Source organism: Paenibacillus silagei (genome assembly GCF_017874735.1).
Taxonomy (GTDB): domain Bacteria; phylum Bacillota; class Bacilli; order Paenibacillales; family Paenibacillaceae; genus Paenibacillus_AQ; species Paenibacillus_AQ silagei.
The window spans coordinates 34,260-59,385 of the sequence record NZ_JAGGLV010000035.1 but is presented as its reverse complement, the minus strand read 5'-3'; the positions used below and the strand labels follow the sequence as shown (position 1 = coordinate 59,385).

General features: G+C 49.6%; 23 protein-coding genes. 14 read left to right on the top strand and 9 right to left on the bottom strand.

Annotated features, from left to right (window positions below; all coding sequences use genetic code 11):
• Positions 1-273: hypothetical protein (locus J2Z70_RS31070; protein WP_209879309.1), on the top strand; the 273-nt coding region annotated here is incomplete at its 5' end.
• 125 nt (positions 274-398) lie between these two features.
• On the opposite strand, the gene J2Z70_RS31065 is transcribed toward J2Z70_RS31070, so the two are convergent.
• Together J2Z70_RS31065 and gyrA are read right to left on the bottom strand one after the other, a co-directional pair.
• A complete protein-coding gene (locus J2Z70_RS31065; protein ID WP_036728078.1) occupies positions 399-1,499 on the bottom strand; it encodes an HD-GYP domain-containing protein in 1,101 nt (366 codons plus the stop codon).
• A 160-nt stretch (positions 1,500-1,659) separates the two neighbouring features.
• Positions 1,660-4,206: a DNA gyrase subunit A gene (gene gyrA, locus J2Z70_RS31060; protein ID WP_209879308.1), complete on the bottom strand. Its 2,547-nt coding sequence runs from the start codon at positions 4,204-4,206 to the stop codon at positions 1,660-1,662.
• A gap of 295 nt (positions 4,207-4,501) precedes the next feature.
• Between gyrA and J2Z70_RS31055 the strand changes: the two genes are divergently transcribed.
• Complete coding sequence (locus J2Z70_RS31055) at positions 4,502-5,389, top strand: YheC/YheD family protein (protein WP_209879305.1); 888 nt, start codon at positions 4,502-4,504, stop codon at positions 5,387-5,389.
• Between the two features lie 98 nt (positions 5,390-5,487).
• On the opposite strand, the gene gyrB is transcribed toward J2Z70_RS31055, so the two are convergent.
• The 6 genes from gyrB to dnaA form a co-directional block, all read right to left on the bottom strand.
• Positions 5,488-7,398, bottom strand: coding sequence for a DNA topoisomerase (ATP-hydrolyzing) subunit B (gene gyrB, locus J2Z70_RS31050; RefSeq protein ID WP_209879303.1), 1,911 nt, complete (start codon positions 7,396-7,398; stop codon positions 5,488-5,490).
• 45 nt (positions 7,399-7,443) lie between these two features.
• Positions 7,444-7,692: an extracellular matrix regulator RemB gene (gene remB / locus J2Z70_RS31045; RefSeq protein WP_036728071.1), complete on the bottom strand. Its 249-nt coding sequence runs from the start codon at positions 7,690-7,692 to the stop codon at positions 7,444-7,446.
• 16 nt (positions 7,693-7,708) lie between these two features.
• Complete coding sequence (gene recF, locus J2Z70_RS31040) at positions 7,709-8,827, bottom strand: DNA replication/repair protein RecF (protein ID WP_209879300.1); 1,119 nt, start codon at positions 8,825-8,827, stop codon at positions 7,709-7,711.
• Positions 8,828-8,847: 20 nt separating this feature from the next.
• On the bottom strand, positions 8,848-9,078 hold the full coding sequence (yaaA, locus tag J2Z70_RS31035; protein ID WP_036699885.1) for a S4 domain-containing protein YaaA: 231 nt from the start codon (positions 9,076-9,078) through the stop codon (positions 8,848-8,850).
• Positions 9,079-9,125: 47 nt separating this feature from the next.
• Positions 9,126-10,268: a DNA polymerase III subunit beta gene (dnaN, locus tag J2Z70_RS31030; RefSeq protein WP_036728067.1), complete on the bottom strand. Its 1,143-nt coding sequence runs from the start codon at positions 10,266-10,268 to the stop codon at positions 9,126-9,128.
• A 196-nt stretch (positions 10,269-10,464) separates the two neighbouring features.
• Positions 10,465-11,811, bottom strand: coding sequence for a chromosomal replication initiator protein DnaA (gene dnaA, locus J2Z70_RS31025; RefSeq protein ID WP_209879298.1), 1,347 nt, complete (start codon positions 11,809-11,811; stop codon positions 10,465-10,467).
• Positions 11,812-12,569: 758 nt separating this feature from the next.
• Between dnaA and rpmH the strand changes: the two genes are divergently transcribed.
• The 12 genes from rpmH to J2Z70_RS30965 all read left to right on the top strand — a co-directional run bounded on the left by rpmH (position 12,570) and on the right by J2Z70_RS30965 (position 24,361).
• On the top strand, positions 12,570-12,704 hold the full coding sequence (gene rpmH / locus J2Z70_RS31020) for a 50S ribosomal protein L34 (RefSeq protein WP_039295761.1): 135 nt from the start codon (positions 12,570-12,572) through the stop codon (positions 12,702-12,704).
• A 379-nt stretch (positions 12,705-13,083) separates the two neighbouring features.
• Positions 13,084-13,434 (top strand): ribonuclease P protein component, encoded by a 351-nt coding sequence (rnpA, locus tag J2Z70_RS31015; protein WP_036699878.1) that lies wholly within the window; start codon positions 13,084-13,086, stop codon positions 13,432-13,434.
• Between the two features lie 87 nt (positions 13,435-13,521).
• Complete coding sequence (locus J2Z70_RS31010; protein ID WP_209879294.1) at positions 13,522-14,460, top strand: YidC/Oxa1 family membrane protein insertase; 939 nt, start codon at positions 13,522-13,524, stop codon at positions 14,458-14,460.
• Positions 14,457-15,191, top strand: coding sequence for an RNA-binding cell elongation regulator Jag/EloR (gene jag / locus J2Z70_RS31005; protein ID WP_036699874.1), 735 nt, complete (start codon positions 14,457-14,459; stop codon positions 15,189-15,191). Before J2Z70_RS31010 ends, jag begins: the two co-directional genes overlap by 4 nt.
• An 84-nt stretch (positions 15,192-15,275) precedes the next feature.
• Positions 15,276-16,652, top strand: a complete 1,377-nt coding sequence (gene mnmE, locus J2Z70_RS31000; protein WP_036728062.1) for a tRNA uridine-5-carboxymethylaminomethyl(34) synthesis GTPase MnmE — start codon at positions 15,276-15,278, stop codon at positions 16,650-16,652.
• 15 nt (positions 16,653-16,667) lie between these two features.
• The gene (gene mnmG, locus J2Z70_RS30995; protein WP_036728061.1) at positions 16,668-18,554 is read left to right on the top strand and encodes a tRNA uridine-5-carboxymethylaminomethyl(34) synthesis enzyme MnmG; all 1,887 of its coding nucleotides are present in this window, start codon (positions 16,668-16,670) and stop codon (positions 18,552-18,554) included.
• A 3-nt stretch (positions 18,555-18,557) separates the two neighbouring features.
• Entirely contained in the window at positions 18,558-19,280 is a 723-nt protein-coding gene (gene rsmG, locus J2Z70_RS30990; RefSeq protein WP_076081916.1) for a 16S rRNA (guanine(527)-N(7))-methyltransferase RsmG, read from the top strand.
• 518 nt (positions 19,281-19,798) lie between these two features.
• On the top strand, positions 19,799-20,614 hold the full coding sequence (noc, locus tag J2Z70_RS30985; protein ID WP_036728058.1) for a nucleoid occlusion protein: 816 nt from the start codon (positions 19,799-19,801) through the stop codon (positions 20,612-20,614).
• Positions 20,615-20,920: 306 nt separating this feature from the next.
• Entirely contained in the window at positions 20,921-21,682 is a 762-nt protein-coding gene (locus tag J2Z70_RS30980) for a ParA family protein (protein ID WP_036728056.1), read from the top strand.
• Positions 21,675-22,517 (top strand): ParB/RepB/Spo0J family partition protein, encoded by an 843-nt coding sequence (locus J2Z70_RS30975; RefSeq protein WP_036728055.1) that lies wholly within the window; start codon positions 21,675-21,677, stop codon positions 22,515-22,517. Before J2Z70_RS30980 ends, J2Z70_RS30975 begins: the two co-directional genes overlap by 8 nt.
• A 93-nt stretch (positions 22,518-22,610) precedes the next feature.
• Positions 22,611-23,774: an aminotransferase class V-fold PLP-dependent enzyme gene (locus J2Z70_RS30970; RefSeq protein WP_209879291.1), complete on the top strand. Its 1,164-nt coding sequence runs from the start codon at positions 22,611-22,613 to the stop codon at positions 23,772-23,774.
• An 86-nt stretch (positions 23,775-23,860) separates the two neighbouring features.
• Entirely contained in the window at positions 23,861-24,361 is a 501-nt protein-coding gene (locus J2Z70_RS30965; RefSeq protein WP_209879288.1) for a DUF4446 family protein, read from the top strand.
• Here the strand turns inward: J2Z70_RS30965 and yyaC are convergent.
• Entirely contained in the window at positions 24,333-24,941 is a 609-nt protein-coding gene (yyaC, locus tag J2Z70_RS30960) for a spore protease YyaC (RefSeq protein WP_036728050.1), read from the bottom strand. The two genes, J2Z70_RS30965 and yyaC, sit on opposite strands and share 29 nt — an antisense overlap.
• Between the last annotated feature and the right edge of the window lie 185 nt (positions 24,942-25,126).

Here is a 25,126-nt window from a genome sequence, read left to right as displayed (position 1 = left end):
GAGCCAGGATCAAACTCTCCAAATTGGTATTTAGAAAGAGCGATTGCTCATTTTGAAACATCTGACGAGAATTTACATTCTCATTTTTGGATCTCGCCGAAGCGATCTCCCGATACTCACTCGTTGTTCAGTTTTCAAAGATCAAGCTCGTTGTTAGTGTCGATGTTGTCGTCACCAGCAACTCTTATAATATATCACATCCAGCCGATCAATGCAAGCTCTTTTTTAACTTCTTGTTCGAGCCAGGCGTTGATGTTTCGCGGCCAGAAATAGAATATATCACGTATAGAGATTCAATGCAAGCATTATTTCTAAATCATTATCTAAAGCTACGCTTCCCCTAACCGACCCTAACCCGGCAAGCAAGTTAGCATAGCTCTACTCCTCTGTCCGCGTGCTTAAGCAATAATTTCTTGAATATGAAGCTCCCGTTCATTGATCAGATTAACGATGTTTCCTTCAACCTGAACCATGGGTCTTGTCGGGTTGTTACGATCGGTAAAGATGATTTCCCCATGACGCCCATCGCTGAGCCGTATCCGTGTACCGTTATATAGGTCTGTCGTCTTTTGAATGAAGGTCTGTACGATTACCGGATCGAGCTTTCCGAAGCTCTCCTTCTGCAGCTGCTCCAATACCAGATAAGGCGACTGTGCCTTTCTGTAGGCTTTTCCCAGCGTCATGGCATGGAAGATATCGGCGACTGCCACAATCTTGGCGTAGAAATGAATCTGGCTGCCATCCAGCCTAAGTGGATACCCTGAACCATCTATCTTCTCATGGTGCTGCAAGGCGGCGAGTCTAACCCCTTCGTTAATGGCTGTAACATTGCGCAGCAGCTGATAACCGTATGTAGTGTGCCTGCGTACCTCGTCAATCTCTGCACCGCTTAGAGGGGTTGGCTTCTGCAGCAGCGCTTCGTCTACCTTAATGTTACCTATATCGTGCAGCAAGCCGGCAAAAGCAGCCTGCATCCAGTCCTTCTGCGGATATCCGCACCACTGGGCAATTCGATAGGAGGTCAGGGCAGACAAGACCGCATTATGATAGTTATATTCCTGGTCAATCAGCACACGCGGCGCAAACTTTAAGACATGATAATCCTTCAAATGGGTAATCAATAGCTCCAGTTGACTCCGCAGTTCGAAGATCGGAAGAGCCGCTGCGGCCGCTGCACGGTAGCTTTGCTTGATAAGCACCAGCATTTTCTCATACTCATCGTGAAGCGGAGAATTACTCTTGGCCAGCACCGACTCATTAATCAGAGCCCCCGCCTTAGCCGCTTGCTGCTTCACTGCCGGTTTAGCGCTCTCTGCCGATTTGTCTTCCCCTTGTGCCCCTTCAATCTCAACCTGTCCGATCAAAAAAGCCTGCAAAATCTCAATATCCCGGGGGAGAATGATTTTGCCCTTCCCGAACAATACTCCTCCTAAAGGAGTAATTACATCCTTTATAATCTTTGAACCCGCTTTAATCTCTCCAACGGATATGTTTGGCATTAGCCCAAGCCCCTTTATGTCGGTGACACCTATGATGCTCTAATTATAGTATGGAACCCGGGAAGCGGCTAGATAGAGAATTCCCCGTTCATCAGTTAATAGAATATAAAAAAAGAGCATGGATTTCTATACATCAGAAACCCATGCTCTCCTGCAATCCTTATTCGAGGCTATCGTCTTCGTTCACGGCATCCGCTTCAGACTGGCTAGCTTCCATCTCGCCTTCGTCTTCTACAGGAACTCCTTGAATGTCTTCGCCATCTTCATGCTCAGACAGCTCTTCATCCTCTTTGTCCGCTCTGCACAGTGTAGCTACAGCATCATCCTCACGGATATTAATCAGCTTAACGCCCTGCGCATAACGGCCCATGGTGGATATTCCGTCCATGCTGGTACGTATCAGGGTACCGCTGGTCGTAATAATCATCAGATCCTCGTCCTGCTTGACGACCTTCAGCCCGACAACCGGCCCGTTCTTATCCGTAAGGTTAATGGTCTTGATGCCTTTACCGCCGCGGGTCTGGGACCGGTAGTCAGCAGCAGGTGTCCGCTTACCATAGCCCTTGGTGGTTACGATCAGCACCTCAAGCTCCTGGTCTACGCAGTCCATGCCAATAACATGGTCATTGGAATCAAGCGTGATTCCCTTAACCCCGGTAGCGCTGCGGCCCATGGAACGCACATCATTCTCCGAGAAGGTAATCGACATTCCGCGTGCAGTACCGATAATCAGATTCTGCTCACCGTCTGTCAGCTTCACCTCAATCAGTGAATCCTCCTCACGGAGATTGATTGCAATCAGGCCACCCTTACGAATGTTGTTGTAATCTTCCAGAGGCGTCTTCTTCACAATTCCCTCGCGGGTCGCGAAGAACAGATACTTGTCACTGTCCGCTTCCTCTACCTGGATGACCGCGCTGATCTTCTCGCCCTGCTCGATTTGAATCAGGTTGATGATCGGCGTTCCCCGGGCAGTCCGTCCAAGCTCCGGAATCTCATAAGCCTTAATCCGGTACACCTTACCCTTATCAGTGAAGAACATCAGGTAGTTATGGGAGTTGCTCACGAAGAGATGCTCCACAAAGTCCTGGTCCTTGGTGTCCATCCCGATGACACCGCGTCCGCCGCGCTTCTGGCTGCGGTAGGTGTTGACCGGAAGACGTTTGATGTAACCGGTGTGGGTAATCGTGATAACAACCTCTTCACGCGGAATCAGATCCTCGTCGAGGATGCTTTCTTCCCCAACCGTAATTTCTGTACGGCGGTCATCGGAGTACTTATCCCGGATCTCCTGCAGCTCATTGCTGATAATATCCAGCACAAGATGCTCATTGGCCAGAATCTCACGGTATTCGGCAATTTTGGCCAAAAGCTCGTTATATTCGTTCTCGATCTTCTCGCGTTCCAGACCGGTCAGGCGCTGCATCCGCATATCGAGGATCGCCTGGGCCTGCTCTACGCTTAGACTGAAGGTCTCCATCAGACCTTCCCGGGCAATATCGGTAGTGCGTGAGGCGCGGATCAGGGCAATGACCTCATCCAGATGATCCAGGGCAATACGCAGACCTTCCAGAATATGCGCCCGTGCTTCCGCCTTCTTAAGGTCGAAGATCGTCCGGCGGCGGATGACTTCGATCTGATGCTGCAGATAGTGATACAGCACATCGCGCAGATTCAGAATCTTCGGTTCATTGTTGACAATAGCCAGCATGTTGATCCCGAAGGTGGACTGCATAGAAGTATGCTTGTAGAGATTGTTGAGTACCACACTCGGATTCACATCCCGTCTCATTTCAACCACTACGCGCATTCCATTACGGTCAGACTCATCACGCAGATCCGTAATTCCCTCGATGCGCTTCTCACGCACCAGCTCCGCAATCTTCTCCACGAGCCGGGCTTTGTTGACCTGGTAAGGAAGCTCATGCACAATAATCCGGGCCTTGCCGTTATTCTCTTCAATGACCGCTTTGGCACGCATGGTAACCGATCCGCGTCCAGTGCGGTAGGCCTGACGGATGCCTTCACGGCCCAGAATATATCCGGCCGTCGGGAAATCCGGGCCTTGAATATATTCCATAAGCTCCATAGGCGTAATATCAGGATTCTTAATCATCGCCTGCACACCGTCAATAACCTCACCGAGGTTATGCGGAGGAATGTTGGTTGCCATCCCCACCGCAATCCCGCCTACACCATTGACCAGCAGATTGGGATAACGCGCCGGCAAGACTACAGGCTCGTTCTCTTCACCGTCATAGTTGGGCGCGAAGTCAACGGTCTCCTTGTTCAGGTCACGTAGCATTTCTCCGGCAATTTTGGACAAACGTGCTTCTGTATATCGCATTGCAGCCGCCATGTCTCCGTCTATGGAACCGAAGTTACCATGACCGTCTACAAGCATATAGCGCATGGAGAAGTCCTGTGCCATACGTACCATTGTTTCATAGACTGCTGAGTCACCGTGCGGGTGATACTTACCGATAACCTCACCGACGATTCTCGCTGACTTCTTATGTGGCTTATCCGAGGACATACCAAGTTCCGACATCGCAAACAAAATGCGTCGGTGAACAGGCTTAAGTCCATCCCGCACATCCGGCAAAGCCCGGCTTACAATGATGCTCATTGCGTAATCCATAAAGGATTCGCGCATTTCCACGCCAATGTCCCGATCTTTGACTTGCGGGTTATTTTGTTCAGCCATGAGTTGGTGGACCTCCTTCAGTTAAAAACCGCTACCCTATATTATATTACTTTCACAAAACCAGCACAATTAAACATGATAGCCTGTTATCGTCTATATTGATTTTCTTTTAGTACGGATAAGGGTATACGCCCTCTCCGCTGCTGTCTTCAGTACATAGACTGTAGAGACAAGAGAATTGGCTTCATGCCCCTGTTTTCGTCCCAAAAAGCATAATCTCATATCCTTATATTATAACATTATTTTGCTTTCTTGTCCTGAAAATTCGCTATGCGTAAAGAAACGGAGGCAGAACATGAAGATTCAACGCGTGTCCAGCAAATGGGCAAAAACGAAAGTCATTCTGCAAAACCGTCAGCTCTCGGTCTATATTCCGGAAACGCGCAAATACGGCCTGGAGGATCTGAAAGAAATGCTGCATCTGCATGGCACGGTATATATAAAGCCCGACCGCGGCACCTATGGCAGCGGAGTGATGAGAGCCGAGCAGAGGGTTGTACACTTAAGTCCCAGCGGGCAGCAGCCGGAGACCGATGAACCGGAGACAGCAGCTGCAGGCATTGAAGCAGAAGTGCCGGCAGAGCCGAAGCTGATGTATATTCTCAGGTATGCGAAGGACGCCGAGGTCTTTAATAGCCCTGAAGAGCTTCATGCCGCACTGGTGCCCCGGATTAAAGACCGCAGCTATCTGGTCCAGCAGGGCATTGATCTGCTGCAGCATCAGGAGCGCCCCTTCGACCTGCGGGTGCTTACCCAAAAGAATCCCCAGGGCAGCTGGGAGACTACAGGCATGCTTGGCCGGGTCGCCGCACCGCAGAAGGTGATCACGAATTATCACAGCGGGGGCAGTGTTTTTCCGGTAGGTGCCCTGTTCAAGGAGCATATGACCTCTGACGAAATGTCTGCAACTACCCAGCAGCTCAAATCGCTGGGCGTCCGAATCGGCGCGCAGCTCGAAACGGCTTATCCAGGCCTTAAGGAGCTGGGGCTTGATGTCGCCATAGACCAGCATCACGATCTATGGCTGCTTGAAGTAAACACCTTACCCTCCATCATTGTCTTCAAATTGTTCCCGAACAAAGCAATTTACCGCAAAATCCACCGTTACGCTGTGGCCTATGGACGGTTGAAGCCTAACCGGAAGTCCGTGACCAGCCACCGCAAGCGAATATCGAACTTCTAGCTCTATGTATTCAAACGGCAGACTATATACCCTCTGTATTACTAAAAAACCTCCGGCTTTATCCGCAAGGGATAATCCGGAGGTTCGCTATGTGCGGCTTAAATATCCAGGTTCTTAACCGATTGCGCATGCTCCTGAATGAATTCACGGCGCGGTTCGACATTGTCACCCATCAGGGTATCAAAGATGCTGTCCGCCAGCATGGCATCCTCAATGGTCACCTGCAGCATGGTGCGGCTCTCAGGGTCCATCGTCGTGTCCCACAGCTGAGCGGCGTTCATCTCACCCAGACCTTTGTAGCGCTGAACATTAACCTTCACGTTCTCACCGAAGGCAGCAATGATCTCATCGCGCTCCTTCTCGGTCTGTGCATAGCGCACAACCTTGTTGCGCTCGATCTTGAAGAGCGGCGGCTGGGCGATATAGATATACCCTGCGTCAACAATCTTCCGCATGTAGCGGTAGAAGAAGGTCAGCAGCAGTGTTCGGATATGTGCGCCGTCGACGTCCGCATCCGTCATAATGACAACCTTGTGGTAACGCGCCTTCGAGAGGTCGAAATCATCGCTAATCCCGGTTCCGAGTGCGGTGATAATCGCCCGGATTTCCGCATTGGACAAGATCCGGTCCAGCCGGGCCTTCTCGACGTTCAGAATCTTACCGCGCAGCGGCAGGATCGCCTGAAAATGACGGTCCCGGCCTTGCTTGGCTGATCCGCCCGCCGAGTCACCTTCGACGATGTACAGCTCACTGATCGACGCATCCTTGGAGGAGCAGTCCGCCAGCTTTCCCGGCAGGGCGCTGACTTCAAGCGCACTTTTGCGGCGGGTCAGCTCACGGGCCTTTTTGGCCGCTTCACGGGCACGGGAAGCCTGCAATGACTTCTCCAGCACCTTGCGTGAGACGGCAGGATTCTCTTCCAGGAACTCCTGCAGCTTCTCGCCGAACAGTGATTCTACAATCCCGCGGACTTCACTGTTGCCGAGCTTGGTCTTGGTTTGGCCTTCGAACTGCGGCTCAGGGATTTTGACGGAAATAATCGCCGTCAGACCTTCACGGACATCATCACCGGTCAGATTCTGGCTGCTATCCTTGATCACGCCGGCCTTGCGTGCGTAATCATTAATGATCCGCGTCAAAGCGCTCTTGAAGCCGGATTCATGCGTTCCGCCCTCGTGGGTATTGATATTGTTGGCGAATGAATAGATATTCTCTGTATATGAATCGTTATATTGGAGAGCTACTTCAACCGCGATCATATCCCGTGAGCCTTCCACGTAGATCGGATCCTCATGAAGAGCTTCTTTTTTCTCGTTAAGGTATTTCACATACTCCACAATACCGCCTTCATACTTGAACGTATTGTTGACTCCGGTCCGTTCATCCAGCAGTGACAGCTCAATGCCCTTGTTCAGGAAGGCCAGCTCTCGGATACGGGTAAGGAGCGTGGAGTATTCAAAAGTAGTGGTTTCGGTAAAAATATCCGGGTCCGGGTGGAAGGTGGTGGTGGTCCCCGTCTCCTCTGTATCCCCGATCACTCTGATGTCATATTGCGGCACGCCGCGGTTGTACTCCTGCTGGTAGACATGCCCGTCACGCTTGACGGTCACTACTACCTTCTCGGACAAAGCGTTAACCACAGAGATCCCCACGCCGTGAAGACCGCCGGACACCTTGTAGCCCCCGCCGCCGAACTTACCGCCTGCATGCAGGACAGTCATGACCACTTCAAGCGTGGACTTCTTCAGCTTGACGTTCTCACCGACAGGAATTCCCCGCCCGTTGTCAATAACAGTCACACTGTTATTCTCAGTAATTATGACTTGAATCCGGTCGCAAAAACCTGCCAGCGCCTCATCGATACTATTATCGACAACTTCCCAGACCAAATGATGCAGACCTTTGGAGCTGGTGGAGCCAATGTACATGCCGGGACGTTTCCGAACTGCTTCCAGCCCTTCCAGTACCTGAATCTGGCTCTCATCATATGTCGGTTGATTCATTGACATGCCTTCACCTACTTCTTTCAGATTATCTCTTGTAACTTGCGAAACCTATATTTCTAACAAGATCTTGGCTCTTTTTTTGAGAGTGGAGGAGGAGATCGGGGAGTAATAGACAGTATTCCTGGTCACGACAATAGACTTCGCTTCCTCTTCACCAATGCGTTCCAGCTTCTTATCCTGCTGGGAATGAGTCATAAACTGCTTCGATACCTTGGAGGACTTCTCAATCGATATATCAAATATAGCAATCAGCTCTGAGGATCGAATAATTTTTTCTCCGCCCAAATGAATATACATGGTCTTCCTCCGCTCTTTATAACCCCACTTTGCCGCCATGAACATGATACAGGATTGCACCCTTTAGTTTATCAGCGTTCAGTCCCTCAACACCGGTGGCAGTGATGAAGGTCTGCACCTTGCTCTGAAAGGTTTCGATAAGCTGGGTCTGACGATAGGGATCAAGTTCGGACAAAACATCATCAAGAAGCAGCACAGGATATTCTCCGATCTCCTCATGGATCAGTTCAATTTCCGCCAGCTTGAGCGATAAAGCTGCCGTACGTTGCTGCCCTTGGGAACCGTAGACCTGAGCTTCTCTTCCGTTGATAAAAAAGGACAGGTCATCCCGATGGGGACCCGTCAGCGTCATGCCGCGCCTGATTTCCTGATCTCTTGTTTGTGATAACTTTAACATAAATTTGTCCAATAAGACAGCTTCATCTTCCTCTTCACGCTCACCAAAGGAGGGGACATAGAGCAGCTTGAGCTCTTCTCCGCCGTTTGTGATGCCCCGGTGGATGCTTTCTGCCCATATCTGCAGCTTCTTTATGAATTGTTTCCTTTTTTTGACGATTTTAACACCATGTTCTACAAGTTGGGCATCCCAGATGTCCAGAAGCTCCCGGCCGCCAGCCTCCTTGCCCCATAACTGCTTCAGCAAATTGCCCCGCTGGAGGAGGACTTTCTGGTACTGCTGCAGATGAAACAGGTAGCTCGGCTGAACCTGGCCAATCTCCATGTCAAGGAACCGGCGCCGGATGCCCGGGGTGCCTTTAACAATCTCCAGATCCTCCGGAGCAAACATTACAACGTTCAGCGAGCCTACGAATTCACTGAGCCGCCGTTGCTCCAGTCCGTTAATTCTGGCCTTCTTGCCCTGCGGGGACAGGGTCAGCTCCAGCTTAAGATCTCCGTATTTGCGCTCTACTTCAGCAACAATCTGTGCGGAGCCCGCCGGGGCATCGAAGGAGATCAGCTCCTTGTCCTTGGAGGTCCGGTGGCTTTTGGTCATCGCAAGGACAAACAAAGCCTCCATGAGATTGGTTTTGCCCTGGGCGTTCTGTCCGAGAATGAGATTCACATCGCCCAGATGCTCAAGACGCAGCAGCCCATAGTTGCGGTAATCCTGCAGTCCGATATTTTTGACAAACAAGAGCCTGTTCCTCCTTAGGGTTACTCCTCCTTAACGCCGCCGCCCTCAACTTCAAAGACGCCGTTATCCTGTACCTCGATTGTATCACCCGGGTAGAGCTTCCGGCCACGCCGTTCTTCCACCTCACCGTTCACCTGCACATGCCCTTCCTGCAGCAGTGCCTTAGCCATCCCCCCTGTGGATACACAATCGGAGAGCTTCAGGAACTGGTCGAGCTTAATATATCCACTGTGGATAACTATTTTTTTCATGTTTTTGATCCTCTCAGCCACTTATCCACATGTTCATGAACAGGGCGTTAATTAGTTGTCCGGTACGGCAGAATCACATACAGGCTGCGGCTCTCATCGAGCGGTCTGAGAATAATCGGGCTCATCATGCCGGTGAAGGCGATCACGAGCTGCTCACTCTCCACCACCTTCAGCACATCGAGCATATATTTGGAGTTGAAGGAGATGCGCAGCGGCTCGCCTTTGAAATCGATAACTTCCAGCTCCTCACGGACCTTCCCCAGCTCGGAGGAGCTGGAAGAGATCTCTACATCACCGTTTTCCAGGGTCTGCATCCGGACGATGTTCGTTTTCTCTTCGCGGGACAGCAAATAAGCACGGTCAATCGATTCGCTTAATTTTTTTGTGTCCAAAGTTAGTTCTGTTTTGTAGGTGGTTGGAATAATTCTAGAAGTATCCGGATAAATGCCATCCAGAATCCGCGAATAGAACAGCACTTTGTCGATTTTGAACAGCACCTGGTTATCAGCGACGACAATATCCACCAGCATATTCTGATCAGGGATAATTTTGCTCAGCTCGTTCAGCGTTTTGCCGGCAATGACAATATTCGCGAACTGGATATTCTCTGTGCCTTCCAGGTGTGCAGCTCTGGTTGCGAGCCGGTGGCGGTCGGTAGCCGTGAACTTGAATTCATTGTCGGCCAGATTCCACAGAATGCCTGTCAGGATCGGTGTGGTCTCTTGGGTGGAGATGGAGAAGGCAGTCTGCTTGATCATATTCTTCAGCAAATCACCGGGCATGGAGATGGTTTCATTCTCTTCAATGCTTGGCAGAACAGGGAATTCTTCAGGATCGAGGCCCACAATCTGAATCTCCGTAGAGCCGGAGGAGATGTAGGTCTGGAAGCCTTCCTTGACTTCCATGTGAATTTCTTTGGAGGGAAGCTTCTTGATAATCTCTACGAAAAATTTGGCGGGAAGCACTACGCTGCCCGGCTGCTCTACCTTGACGATCGTCTGGCTGTCATTCTCGGCAGGGATGAAGGACTGAATGGAAATATCCGTATCACTTGCAGTCAGTGTAACGCCCTGATGGCTAACCTCAAACTTAATACCGGTCAGAATAGGGATAGTTGTTCTGCTGGAGATTGCCTTGGAGACATGGCCGATGGATTCGTTAAGCTCGTTTTTGAGAATGCTGATTTTCATGATTTCACTCCTAGCTGAAAAATTGGGAAATGGGTGTACGTAAATGCTCTTTGAAACCTGCTCTTAGAAGATGAATTATTATAGTTATTTAATAGTATTAGTAGTAGGGGCTCCGTTTATGTGGATAAGTGGCTAAACAGCATAAAATTAAGCCTACCCACATGTGTATAGATTGTGTATAGGCTCTTTGTTCCTCTTAGGAAGGATTTTTAATTTTCTCCGAAAGATTATTTACCACTTTATAGAGCTCCTGGTCCACCTTTAATTGCTGCGTAATCTTCTCATGGGCATGGATAACGGTCGTATGATCGCGTCCTCCGAAGGCCTCGCCGATCTTAGGAAGCGAATAATCCGTCAGCTCGCGGGAGAGATACATGGCAATCTGCCTTGGAAAAGCCACAGCCTTCGTGCGTTTCCGCGCTTTGAAGTCCTCCATGCGCAAATTGTAGTATTCACCGACTTTTTGCTGAATATCGTTAATGGTGATCATCTTCGGACGGCTCGAAGGGATGATATCCTTCAGCGCTTCGGCTGCCAGATGTGTCGTCACATCCTGGTTCGTCAGGGAAGAATAAGCCACTACACGGATCAGCGCGCCTTCAAGCTCCCGGATATTCGTGTCGATCTGGTTGGCAATGTACATCATGGCTTCGTTCGGGATATCCAGGTTCTCCGCCTTGGCCTTCTTGCGTAGAATGGCAATCCGCGTCTCAAGATCGGGGGGCTGGATATCTGTGATCAGTCCCCATTCGAATCGGGAACGCAGCCGTTCTTCCAGAGTAGGAATTTCCTTGGGAGGCCGGTCGCTAGAGATGATAATTTGCTTGCGTTCTTCGTGAAGAGCATTGAACGTATGGAAAAATTCCTCCTGCGTGGACTCCTTGCCGGCCAGGAATTGGATGTCGTCAATCAGCAAAATGTCAACATTGCGGTACTTGTTGCGGAAGCTTTCGCCGCGGTTATCACGGATGGAGTTGATGAATTCATTCGTGAATTTCTCGGAGGAGATGTAAATCACCTTGTTGTTGGGGTTATGCTCCAGCACATAATGGCCGATCGCATGCATAAGGTGAGTCTTTCCGAGACCTACGCCTCCATACAGAAACAGAGGGTTATAGGCTTTGGCCGGCGCTTCGGCTACAGCAAGGGAGGCTGCATGCGCAAAACGGTTGCCTGAGCCGATCACGAATGTGTCGAAGGTGTATTTGGGATTGAGCAAATGTGTCTGTGCCTCTTCGCGCGAAACAACGGGAGTGGGCGTACTTTGCTGAACCACAGGCTCAGAGGGCTTGTTCTCCTCAATGACAAATTTGACTTCCACTTGCTGTCCGGTAACTTCATATACCGTTGCTCCTACCAGTTTGGTATAGCGACTTTCCAGCCATTCTACGGCAAAGGTTGTAGGCGCCGAGATGATAAGAGCCTGGGAATTGAATGTCATGGCCTTGGTGGCCTTGAACCAGGTATCGAAGCTCGGCTTGCTTAGTTTGGTTTGAATAATCGATAATATTTGCTGCCATAATTCGGAAGTATGGCTGTCCACAGACTGTCACTCCTTTAAATCTTCCAAATGTGGCATCAGCCATGAAGTGGAAATGTCGAAGAAAATGGGTTGGCGATTAATCTTATCCCCAGTATGCAACTTCAAGAGACAAAAAAATATGGATAAATTTGAATTGTTCACAACTTTATCCACAGCTTGTTGATAATTTATTGAACAAACAAATCTATTCACATTCAAAAGTAATACTATCATAGCAAAACGCCCCTTATTTTTCAATGAGCGACGCCATTTTATCCACAAATTCAATCACTTGTGTATAATTTTTAGGCACACCACTACATATTGTTGATAATTTGTTTACCGTTCGACAATTTCCGCGACTGCGGCAATTTTTTTATACACAGGTTGTGCTCACCTGTGAGCAAAATCCGCCCGGAATTAATCACAGGTGGATAACTGGACAAGCCTGTGGATTATTATTTTGGAAGTGTTCCTTGTGGATAAGCGGTTAGGGTTAGGATTAGTGAAGAAGCGGGAGACGCTGGGGATAAGATTCCGGATTCCGGCTGGTCCCAAAAAACGGGGGCAAAAGTGGAGCAGCCGGAAAAAGAGGGAGAAAGAGACATGGTTGACTTTTGGCGCATTAATGTGTTTAAATATATAAAGGTGTTTTCTGTGAGGATATGTCTCCAAATTAAATTGATAATACTTGTAGATACTGTCCCTACTTTAAGGACGGCTTAGTCCGTTTCTGCTTATATGACAGTAATTATGTTCCTGTAAGGGAGGTGCAATACATGAGACCGACGTTCAGACCAAATGTGAGTAAACGCAAAAAGGTGCATGGTTTCCGCAAAAGAATGAGCACGAAAAACGGCCGCAAAGTGCTGGCAGCCCGCCGCTTGAAAGGCAGAAAAGTTTTGAGTGCGTAAGATAGGCCACTTTGGGACCACTGCTGTGGTCCTTTTTTACGCTTTATTTGCAGAATGCATCAGCTGTTTTTATTTCTCTTCTATATATAGCGCAGAATGGGATGATGCTCAGTGAGCAGAAACCCACGCATTACTTCTGCTGCTGCAACAATAAACGATAGGCTCTGCAGGGGATATTAACGCTACTGCGGGGCTTTTTTTAAAATATAAGAATTCAATTTCACTAGATTGTAGCTTCCACAAGCTGTCTATGTTTGTTGGCAGGGGATCTCCAGGGCCGGCGCAGTAACTGTTTATGGTCTCCCTTGAATGACAATACTAATTAGAAGATGAAATTCCGGAGCCTGGAGCAAGTCCGGTATTTGAATAGGAGATTTCCGTGCACAAAAGTTTACGATTACGAAACCGTGCCGACTTCAGCCGCGTATACCGCCATGGGAAGTCATTTGCGAATCATCAGTATGTGGTGTATTGGTTCCCCAGAAGAGAAGTGGAACGATTCCGGGTGGGCATATCCGTCAGCAAGAAGGTCGGGAATGCCGTAGTCCGCAACCGGATGAGAAGGCTGGTTAAGGAGATTGTCCGTCACCACGAGGCGGAAATTGCCGGCAATCTGGATATCGTTTTCATTGTCCGAAAAGGAGCGCTCTCCAAGGATTACGCCGAACTGGAGAAAAGCGTGCTGCATGTGCTGCGCAAAGCCAAGCTGCTCAAGGCTTTACGCAAGTAAAAGAGCCTGAAGAGGGCTTGTTTATTTGTATCCATAATTATGTTATGATTTACGGTGCAATGGAATGTTTATGAGAGGGGTTTTGAAGTGTCTCTAATGAAGACTAAGCGAGGAAAAATGTTTCTTCTCCTCGGGTTAATGGTTCTAATGATTGCTGTTCTGTCGGGATGCTCTCCGTCTGCGACAACAGTGACGCACACTACGGAGGATTTGAAAAATGGAGGCTTCTGGCAGAGTAATGTTGTGTATTATTTCGCCATTGCCCTGGATACTTTTGCGAAATGGTTCAATGGCCAGTATGGCCTAGCCGTTCTTGTAATGGTTATCATTGTCCGCACGCTGATTCTTCCGCTTACGATTAAGCAGGTGAAGAGCTCACGTGCCATGCAGGCAATTCAGCCGGAACTTGAGAAGATTAAGAAAAAATATAAAGATGAGCCCGAAAAGGTACAGCAGGAGACAATGCGCCTGTTCCAAGAGAACAAGGTCAATCCGATGGCGGGCTGTCTGCCGCTGATCGTGCAAATGCCAATCTTCATTGCCCTATACAACTCGATCTACTACAATCCGGATCTTAGATTACATGACTTCCTGTGGCTGCAGCTCGGCAAACCCGATCACCTGTTCATCCTGCCGCTCCTTGCCGCTGCTACGACATTTATCCAGACCCGTATGATGACCAAAATGAACCCGGTACAACAGCAGGGTCCAATGCAGTTCATGATGATGGTATATCCCGTTCTGATCTTCATCATGTCCTACAACTTCCCGTCTGCACTTCCGCTGTACTGGTTCTATAGCAATCTGTACACCATCATTCAGAACTACTTCTTGTACCGCAACAATGATAAGCACAAAGCAGCACTTGCCGCTGCCAGCGCTACGGTGAGTGCAGGCAACAGCAAGGCTAAGGATGTTAACCTGACGAAGAGCAAGAACAGCAACTCTAACGCCCGCAAAGATGTAACTCCTGCTGCTAAAGGAAACGGAAGCAATGGGAAGAAGGGGGTCAAAAAGTCAAAATGAGCAAAGTCGTCGCGACAGGGAAAACCATTGAAGAAGCTGTAGAACGGGGACTTAATCAGCTTGGAGTTCACAAGGACCGGGTAACGGTCAACGTACTTGAACAGCCGTCAAAAGGATTCCTTGGATTGATCGGTGCGAAGGGTGCCAAGGTGGAATTGACCTTAATCCCGGAAGCCGCACCGGCATCAGCGGCGAGTGCTCCGCTACTGTCTCAGCAGACAACAAGAGAGAGCAATACAGAGGCGATCAGCGGTGTACCGCGCCAGGATTCCGGACACCCGGTAGAAGAAGCATACGGTCAGGCCGTTCATTTCATTGTAGATGTCGCCAAGAGCATGGGGCTTGAGGTGGAAGTTGAAATCGTTCATGCCAAGGAATCTACTGTTCTGCAAATTTCCGGTCCGGAGCTTGGGCTGCTGATTGGCAGAAGAGGACAAACTCTCGATGCTTTGCAGTATTTGGCTAATATTGTGGCCAACCGGTATTCTGACAGCTTCATCCGGCTCGTGCTGGATGCAGAAAACTTCCGGGAGCGCCGCAAGAAGACACTGGAGGAGCTGGCTGACCGTCTGGCCGGGCGTGTGGTGAGGACCCGCAAAGAGGTGGTCCTTGAGCCCATGTCGCCGCAGGAACGCAAGATCATCCATTCCAGATTACAGGATCACAAGCAGGTGAACACCCTCAGCAAGGGTGAAGAGCCGAACCGCCGCGTCGTTATAACTTTGAAGTAGAACCATATGCCGCAATGACTCCTTGACCTATGCGAGGAGTCATTGTTTTTTTGAAGAGACCAAAACCAGAGGTGAATTACAAACATGCTTAGTGATACTATTGCCGCTGTATCGACAGCCTTGGGCGAGGGCGGTATTGCCATCATCCGGGTTAGCGGACCGCAGGCAATCCCCCAAGTGGCCCCTTTGTTCAAAAGCCGTATCCCCCTTACGGAAGCTGATTCTCATACGGTGCATTATGGACATATCGTAAGTCTGCAGGACGGGGAACAGCTGGAAGAGGTACTGGTAACCGTCATGAAGGGACCACGCTCCTTTACCACGGAGGATGTGGTGGAGATCAGCGCCCATGGCGGTGTAATCTCTGTAAGAAGAGTAATGGATCTGCTGCTGCAGCAGGACATCCGGCTGGCCGAGCCGGGAGAGTTCACAAAGCGTGCCTTTTTGGGCGGACGGATTGATCTCTCGCAGGCCGAGGCCGTAATTGATCTGATTCGTTCCAAGTCGGACCGGGCCTTCTCGGTTGCCCTCAAGCAGGTTAGCGGCTCGTTATCCGCACGTATTCATGAGCTTCGGCACACGCTAATTGAGACACTGGCCCATATAGAAGTGAATATTGATTACCCCGAGCATGATGTGGAATCCTTAACTGCCGATTTCATCAAGGATAAGAGTCAAGAGGTTATGCAAGGCATAGATAAGCTGCTTCGAACTGCCAATGAAGGAAAGATTCTGCGCGAAGGGATTACGACAGCTATTGTGGGCAGGCCCAATGTCGGGAAGTCCTCACTGCTGAACGCGCTTGCCCGCGACAACAAGGCGATTGTGACCGACATTCCGGGAACAACGCGTGATGTGATAGAAGAGTATGTAACGATTAATAATATCCCGCTGAAGCTGCTGGATACTGCCGGTATCCGTGAGACGATGGATGTGGTGGAGAGAATCGGTGTGGAGCGCTCGAAGGCGGCTTTCAGCGATGCGGATCTGATTCTGCTGGTGCTGAATGCCAATGAGGAGCTTCATGAGGATGAACTGGCACTGATGGAACAAATCCACGGTAGACAAGCGCTGGTCATCATGAATAAAATGGACTTACCGTCCCGTCTGGACACGGAGAAGCTGCGCTCCTTTTTCGCTGAAGCGAGTATTGTACCGATGTCGGTGCTGGAAGAGGAAGGACTCGATAGACTGGAAGAGGCGATCTCCGCACTATTCTTCGGAGGCAAGCTGGAATCTGGCGATCTGACTTATGTAAGCAATGTAAGGCATATAGCCTTGCTTAAGAAGGCACATAAATCACTACAGGATGCCTATGAAGCAGCGGAGATGCTGATTCCTATAGATATGATACAGATTGATGTACGTCTAGCCTGGGAGCAGCTCGGGGAGATTATTGGAGATACGGCGGCGGATTCGCTGCTGGACCAGATCTTCTCGCAATTCTGCTTGGGCAAATAAGAAGGAGGAACCGTTATGAATTATGATGGAGGCAGCTATGATGTTATCGTCATCGGTGCCGGTCATGCCGGCTGCGAAGCAGCTCTGGCTGCTGCACGGATGGGCTGCCGCACACTGATGATCACAATTAACCTGGATATGGTGGCCTTCATGCCATGTAATCCATCGATTGGCGGACCCGCCAAGGGCCATGTGGTGCGTGAAATTGATGCACTCGGCGGAGAAATGGGCCGCAATATAGACAAGACCTTCATTCAACTGCGAATGCTTAATACAGGCAAGGGGCCTGCGGTTCATGCTCTGCGTGCACAAGCCGACAAGTTCCTCTATCAGCACGCAATGAAAGAAACGATGGAAAAGACTCCTAACCTGACTCTGCGCCAGGGGATGGTGGAGGAACTGATCGTCGAAGACGGACGCTGCGCCGGAGTGGTGACGAAAACAGGGACGGTGTATCACAGCAAGACCGTTATTCTGACAACGGGAACCTACCTGCGCGGCAAAGTGATCATGGGTGAGCTGACATATGAGAGCGGACCAAATAATCAGCAGCCGTCCGTACGCCTGTCCGAGAATCTGCGCGAACTGGGGTTCGATTTGGTCCGCTTCAAGACCGGAACGCCGCCGCGTGTCCACAAGGATTCGATTGATTTCTCCAAGACAGAAATCCAGCCGGGCGATGAGAAGCTGAAATTCTTCTCTTTTGAAACCAAATCCTCGGATAATGAGCAGTTGCCTTGCTGGCTGACCTACACCTCCCCGGTTACTCACCAGATCATTAATGACAATCTGCACCGGGCGCCAATGTTCACGGGTATTATTGAAGGAACGGGTCCGCGTTATTGCCCTTCCATTGAAGATAAGGTTGTCCGGTTCAGTGATAAATCACAGCATCAGATCTTCCTGGAGCCGGAAGGTAAAAACACATCGGAATACTATGTACAGGGTCTGTCGACAAGCCTTCCTGAGGATGTGCAATTGGCGGTCCTGCGGTCTATTCCCGGTATGGAGAAGGTAGAGATGATGCGCAACGGCTATGCCATTGAATATGATGCCATGGTTCCGACGCAGCTCTGGCCGTCTCTGGAAACCAAACGTCTGCCGGGACTATTCACTGCGGGACAAATCAACGGTACCTCCGGCTATGAAGAAGCGGCAGGGCAGGGGGTTATTGCCGGTATCAATGCAGCGCGTAAAGTACAGGAGAAAGAGCCGGTCGTGCTGGATCGTTCGCAGGGTTATATTGGCGTTCTGATCGATGATCTTGTCACTAAGGGAACGAATGAGCCTTATCGTCTGCTGACTTCCCGTGCGGAATACCGGCTGCTGCTCCGTCATGATAATGCGGATCTCCGCCTGACACCAATCGGTTATGATATTGGGCTGATTACAGAGCAGCGCTATGAAGCCTTCCTTGATAAGAAGGGCCGGGTCGACCGTGAGATTATCCGTCTGCAGGAGACGAAGGTCAAACCGGTTCAAGTGAATGAAGCGCTAGCCAGTTATGGATCTGCACCGATTGTTGACGGAAGCAATCTGCTGACCTTAATGCGCCGCCCTGAGCTAGCCTACAGCTTCGTGGATCTGATCTCTCCTTCTCCAGAAGAGCTGGATGAAGAGATGAAGGAGCAGGTGGAGATTCAGATTAAGTATGCCGGCTATATTGAGAAACAGCTTCTGCATGTGGAGAAGCTTCAGAAGATGGAGAAGAAGAAGATTCCAGACGACATCAACTATAATGAGATTCATGGACTGGCAATGGAGGCCCGGCAAAAGCTGACCAAAATCGCTCCCATCTCCATAGGGCAGGCTTCGCGTATCGGAGGCGTTACCCCGGCAGATATCTCGATTCTGCTGGTCTATCTGGAGCACTATAACCGTGTAACAGCGGCGAAAGGATAACCTATGGATACAACGGTAGCTGAGTTCACCGACCTGCTCAAGGAGCATGGGCTGGAACTCTCAATGAAGCAGCTTGAACAATTTGAACTCTATTATCAGGAGCTGGTCTCCTGGAATGAGAAGATGAATCTAACCGGGATCACAGAGCGGAGCCAGGTATATACCAAGCACTTCTATGATTCTTTATCTTTAGCCTTCTACGTGAATATGCAGGAGACAAAGAGTCTTGCTGATATTGGTTCAGGGGCAGGGTTCCCTGGTATTCCGCTAAAAATATGCTTCCCGGATCTTAAGCTGACGATTGTGGATTCACTTAGCAAACGGATCACCTTCCTGCAGCATGTCTGTGATACCCTGGGGTTGAAGGGTGTACAGCTCATTCACGGCCGGGCAGAGGATGTGGCCAGACAGTTTGTTCACCGGGATGCTTATGATGTAGTTACTGCCCGTGCGGTGGCTCGTTTATCGCTTCTGAATGAATTCTGTCTGCCATTCACCCGCAAGGACGGCATCTTCGCTGCCATGAAGGGGAGCGATCCGACGGAGGAACTGCAAGAAGCCAAGCGCAGCTTCAAGGAGCTGCGTGCTGAACTGCACAAGGTAGAATCCTTCAGTCTGCCGGTGGAAGAATCTTCCCGGCATATCATTCTTGTACGTAAGACTGGGGCCACACCGTCCAAGTATCCGCGCAAGCCCGGCGTACCTGCGAAGTCGCCGCTCATCTAATTGTTTCACGTGAAACAACATTTGACAGTCTTCTGTTATAGTGGACCATGCTCATCTTTGATGAGCTTGGTCTTTTTTTAAATATAAGAATGTATAGGTTTCACGCTATCCATTATCCTTCTATTTCTCACTGAAACGGTACCGTCCTTTAAAAGGACGGCAAAGCCGTTTCCACTTGTAAGATAAGAATTTATATTTTTTGGGCCCTTACAAAGCACCTGAGTTATCTTCGAAGCCAAAGCCCCACTTTGTGGGGTTATTTTTATGGAAAGCAGGGTCTGTTCAGGCTGGTTTGCAGGAAAAATAGGTCATTATGGAGAATAGGATTATTAGCAGAAAAGTGATAGAATAATATAGTAAGACTTTTAATAGATAAGATCAGAATAAATGCCAGGCCGTCTTTTAAGAGAAGTGGCTCAGAATGACTTAGGGATACTTTTCTTACGCTGTACGATAAGCTTTTCGCATGAAAGGTTAAGATGATCGTACTATAACGAAATTAGGTGGTTATGAACGGAATGAAAGAACAATTCACCAAGCTTTTTGGATTTACCGAGCGGAGCAGCGGAGAAGAGATCAAACAAATCCCGGTTCATGAGGTCATCAGCAGTCCGTATCAGCCACGGACTATTTTCGATGATGAGAAGATCGACGAGTTGTGTCAGACTATCAAAACTCATGGCGTGATCCAGCCGATCGTTGTGCGTATGCGTGATTCCCAGTATGAGATTATTGCAGGCGAAAGACGCTGGCGGGCAGTTAAAAAGCTGGGCATGGACACCATTCCGGCGCTTGTCCGCGAATTCAATGATTCACAGGCTGCATCGATCGCACTGATAGAGAACTTGCAGCGTGAGGGCTTAACCTCTATTGAAGAGGCGATCGCGTATCAGAAGCTGATTGACTTGCATCAATTGACCCAGGAGAGTCTGGCTCAGCGGCTTGGCAAAAGCCAATCCACCATTGCCAACAAAATCCGCTTGCTGAATTTGCCTGAACAGGTCAAAACTGCTTTAATGGAAAGAAAAATCACCGAGCGTCATGCACGCTCGCTCTTGTCGCTGGACACTGAGGAGATGCAGCTTAAGGTTCTGGCTGAGGTTATTTCCAAGGAATTGAATGTAAAACAAACAGAAGCACGTATCGCCTTCTACAAGGCCGTTACCCAGACCAAAAAATCAAAACGGACCTCCTATACCAAAGATGTCCGTCTCGCTCTTAATACAATTCGTCAATCTATAGACATGGTGACCGGCTCAGGAATGGAGATTAAGACCTCCGAGAATGACCGCGGAGATCATTATGAGATTGTGATCCAAATTCCAAAACGATAATGGCAACAAAAGCTGAAGGCGGCCCTGAGGTGTTGGCCGCCTTTTCTATGACTAGCTCCGAACGTTATCACATATACACTCTAAGGATAAGTTGTTGTCTATTTGCAAATATAAGGATTTATATGTCGCTATAAATTATCCTTCTATTTCTCGCCGAAACGGTACCGTCCTTTAAAAGGACGGTAATGCCGTTTCCACTTGTTTACCTACATCTCCGCAAACGTGATGCCGTAGATCCAGATTATTATGCCGTTAACAGCTAAGAACTACAAGATGATTCTTTCTAAACAATTCGAGGTGAAATAAGTGTCCAAGATTATTGCCATAGCAAATCAAAAAGGCGGGGTAGGTAAAACAACAACCTCTGTGAACCTGGGTGCCAGCATGGCTACTCTGGGGAAGAGAGTGCTGCTTGTTGATATTGATCCGCAAGGCAACACTACGAGCGGCGTTGGCGTCAACAAAGCGGATGTAGAAAATTGCATTTACGATATTCTTATTAATGAAGTGGATCCGCAGGATACAATACAGGAGACCCGGATTGAGGGCCTTCATATTATTCCGGCAACCATTCAGCTGGCAGGAGCAGAGATCGAGCTGGTCTCTACGATATCGCGGGAACTGAAGCTGAAGAAGGCACTGAATGCAGTGAAGGCGAATTATGATTACATCATCATAGATTGCCCGCCATCATTAGGGATTCTTACCATTAACTCTCTAACGGCTGCTGACTCAGTGATTATCCCTATACAATGCGAATATTATGCGCTTGAAGGATTAAGCCAGCTGCTCAACACTGTAAGACTGGTTCAGAAGAATCTTAATCCTCATCTCAAAATAGAGGGAGTATTGCTCACGATGCTGGATGCCCGGACGAACCTCGGGATTCAGGTTATCGAAGAAGTGAAAAAGTATTTCCAGGAAAAGGTATACAGAACGATTATCCCGCGTAATGTACGCCTAAGCGAAGCCCCTTCACATGGACAGTCAATTATTACCTACGATTCCCGTTCCAAGGGAGCGGAAGTATATTTAGAGTTGGCAAAGGAAGTGATCTCTTATGAGTAAGCGTTTGGGGAAAGGCTTGGATGCATTAATACCTTCTCTGTCGATCAATGAAGACGATAAGGTAGTAGAGATTCCGTTGACGCAGCTTAGAGCCAATCCTTATCAGCCGCGCAAGGATTTCAATGAAGAGGCCATTCAGGAGCTTGCAGAATCCATAAGACAGCATGGTGTGATCCAGCCGATCATTGTTCGCAGTGTTTTGAAAGGGTATGAGATTATTGCCGGGGAACGCAGATTCAGGGCCTCGCAATATTGCGGCAAAGCTACGATTCCGGCAGTGGTCCGCAGCCTCAGTGATCAGCAGGTGATGGAGATTGCCCTGATCGAGAACCTGCAGCGTGAGAATCTTAACGCGATGGAAATAGCGGTTGCTTATCAAGGACTGATGGATCAATTCTCACTAACTCAGGAAGAGCTTTCTCTTAAAGTCGGAAAGTCCAGATCGCATATCGCCAACTTTTTGCGGCTGCTTAGCTTGCCGGAAGAAGTGAAGGATTATGTTTCACGTGGAACAATTTCGATGGGGCATGCCCGGGCAATTGTGGCTCTGAAAGATCCGGAGGTCATCAAGCAATTGGCTGCCCAGTGTGTGGAGCTTCAGTGGAGTGTTAGAGAACTGGAAGAGGTAGTGAAAAATCTCGACCGCAAACCGGCTAATGGAATTAAGGCCAAGGTTGTGAAACGTGATCCTTATATTGATAATGTAGAGGAAGTATTACGGGAGCGATTCAAGACAACAGTCAAAATTAAACAAGGCAAGGAAAAAGGGAAAATCGAATTAAACTATTACAGTGCCCAAGACCTGGAAAGATTGCTGGAGCTGCTGGGGAACTGATTTGGATATTTGTACCGAAGACATATCCTGAGATATCCTTAATACGGATATGGAGGGGTATGTTTTTTAAATCGAAAAGAGGGAGGGTGGAAGATGGAGAGGCTGGTATATCTCGATCACGCAGCTACTTCGTGGCCCAAGCCGCCGGAGGTGGCTGCAGCTATGGTGGAGGCCTTGGAACAGTCAGGGGCCAATGCCGGGCGGGGCAACCACTCACTGGCTATCGGGACGGGGCGGGTATTAGTTCGTGCACGAATGCTGCTGGCAGAGTTGTTTGGTATAGCGAATGCTCAGGATATTGCGTTCACCCATAACACAACTATGGGGCTAAATATGGCTATTAAGGGTACACTTCAACCAGGGGATCATGTCGTTTCGACGATGACAGAGCATAACTCAGTGCGCAGACCCTTGGAGTATTTGCGCCGGAGCATCGGGATTGAAGTGGATTATATACAGGCGGACCGCGAGGGCCAAATCAATCTTCACGAGCTCCAGCGTTCTCTGCGTCCTAACACCCGGATGGTGATCTGCAATCATAGTTCCAATCTGCTGGGAAGTATTCTGCCGATTGGGGATATCGGTGACATAGTGAAATCGCATGGGGCTGTGTTCCTGGTAGATGCCGCTCAAAGTGCAGGGGCGCTTAATATTAATGTGGCGGCTATGAATATTGATCTGCTGGCATTTCCGGGACATAAAGGGCTGCTCGGTCCGCAAGGGACCGGGGGGCTGTATATCTCTCCTGGGATGGATCTGGAACCGCTGATGCATGGAGGGACTGGCAGTCAGTCGGAGAACAGCGAGCAGCCAAGTGTTCGCCCGGACCGTTATGAGGCAGGGACACAGAATGCCGTCGGAATAGCTGGTCTGCTGGCTGGCGTGAAGGCGGTTAAGGCGCTGGGAGTGGAACAGATTCATATGCAGGAATGGAAGTTGACACAACTGTTGATGGAGGGCTTGGCTGCTATTCCGGGCATGCGGATTCTGGGTCCGGCACCGGGCGCTCCGCGCAGCGGAATTGTGGCTTTTGTTGTAGAGGGGCAGGAGTCGGCGCATATTGCCCACCGGCTGGACCGCGAATACCAGATTGCTGTACGGGCAGGAATGCACTGTACACCGCTGGCCCATCAAGCAGCGGATACTCTGGCTAGCGGAGCGGTAAGGGCGAGTGTGGGAGTGAGTTCCACGGAAGCGGATGTTCAGCGGCTGCTGTTAGCCATGGACGAAATGTACGGCGTATCGCGTTCAAGCTAATAAGTGGATAAGGATTCAGGTGAATTATACAGGTCGGTGTCGTTACAGCGTGGGAATTCTTATTTTTGTATAAAGGATGATTCAACATGTCGGAGTTAAATGAAATCATAAGCGAGTATTTATCGGCGTTCATCATGGGCTTTGCCGGGGTAATCATACTGATGGCCATTATGATGATCGTCCAGGGTGCCAGGCTTCGCAGAATGCGGAGCCGGTACGAAGCCATGATGGGCGGGAATGGCATAGAGGATCTGGAGAATCTGCTGGTCAACCTGAAGAATCAGGGGGATATGCTGGAGGAGGTCCAGCTGGAGCAGAAGACGCTGCTTGAAGCGGCACACACCAAAATGCGCGGCATGAAGTCGAAGGTGGCCATGAAGCGCTATAATGCTTTTGGAGAACGCGGTAATGACCTGAGTTTCTCGCTTGCCATTCTGGATGACAACCACAGCGGGATTGTGCTGAGCAGTCTGCACAACCGCGAGAACTCATATATCTATGCTAAGCCGATTGAACAGGGAGAGACCCCGTATGCTCTGTCACCGGAGGAGAAGGAAGTTATTGCTCTCGCGTTGCAGCAGATCTAGCATGCAGGTTCCACTGCTTCAAGGCAGAGTAGAGGCTGGATGAAATAATATCCGACAAGCGCATCACCAGGCTTAATCTGGTGTTCTGCAATACGAAATATTCCATGAATCCTCCCACATTAACGATGCCGGTCAAATGGATATCGCCAACGGGGGGAAGCTGCTTGTTGACCCCTGCGCCAGGACGCAGCGGACCTTCAACCACCTGAATGCAGCCGACGCTGGTGGACTGGCCGAGGCAGGCGTCAATGGCGATGATGAACGGGTTGGCATGCTTTTGGTACACAAGGCTAACTGTCTCTTCCAGGTTAATGGCATGTACCGGCTCCTCCAGCGTTCCGTAGAGATGGAACAGCGGGCTGTGAAAGCGGGCCAGTGTCGTGCCGACCAGGGGGCCAAGAGAATCGCCGGTCGAGCGGTCCGTGCCCACGCAGATAATGACAATGGGCGTATCCGGACGGGTGCGCGAAAAGTGGAACAGCAGACGGTGGGTAATGGCAGAATAGATATTGGGGTCGGCATGTGATATTTTTAAACAGGATGGTTCTTGCAGCGGTGGAGCTTTGGAAGAGAAATTCATATAATCGTCCTTTCTGAGGCGGCGACTGCAAATCACGGAAAATCAGCTGAAAAAGCAGTCAGGCTGCCAGGCTGCTGATTATGCAAGGCTTACGTCCGCGGGAGCGTGTTCTGATGATCCTAGTATATGGATGGAAGTGGTTTTTTATACTATGGCGGCAATAGATAGGACCAATAGCCCAGAGG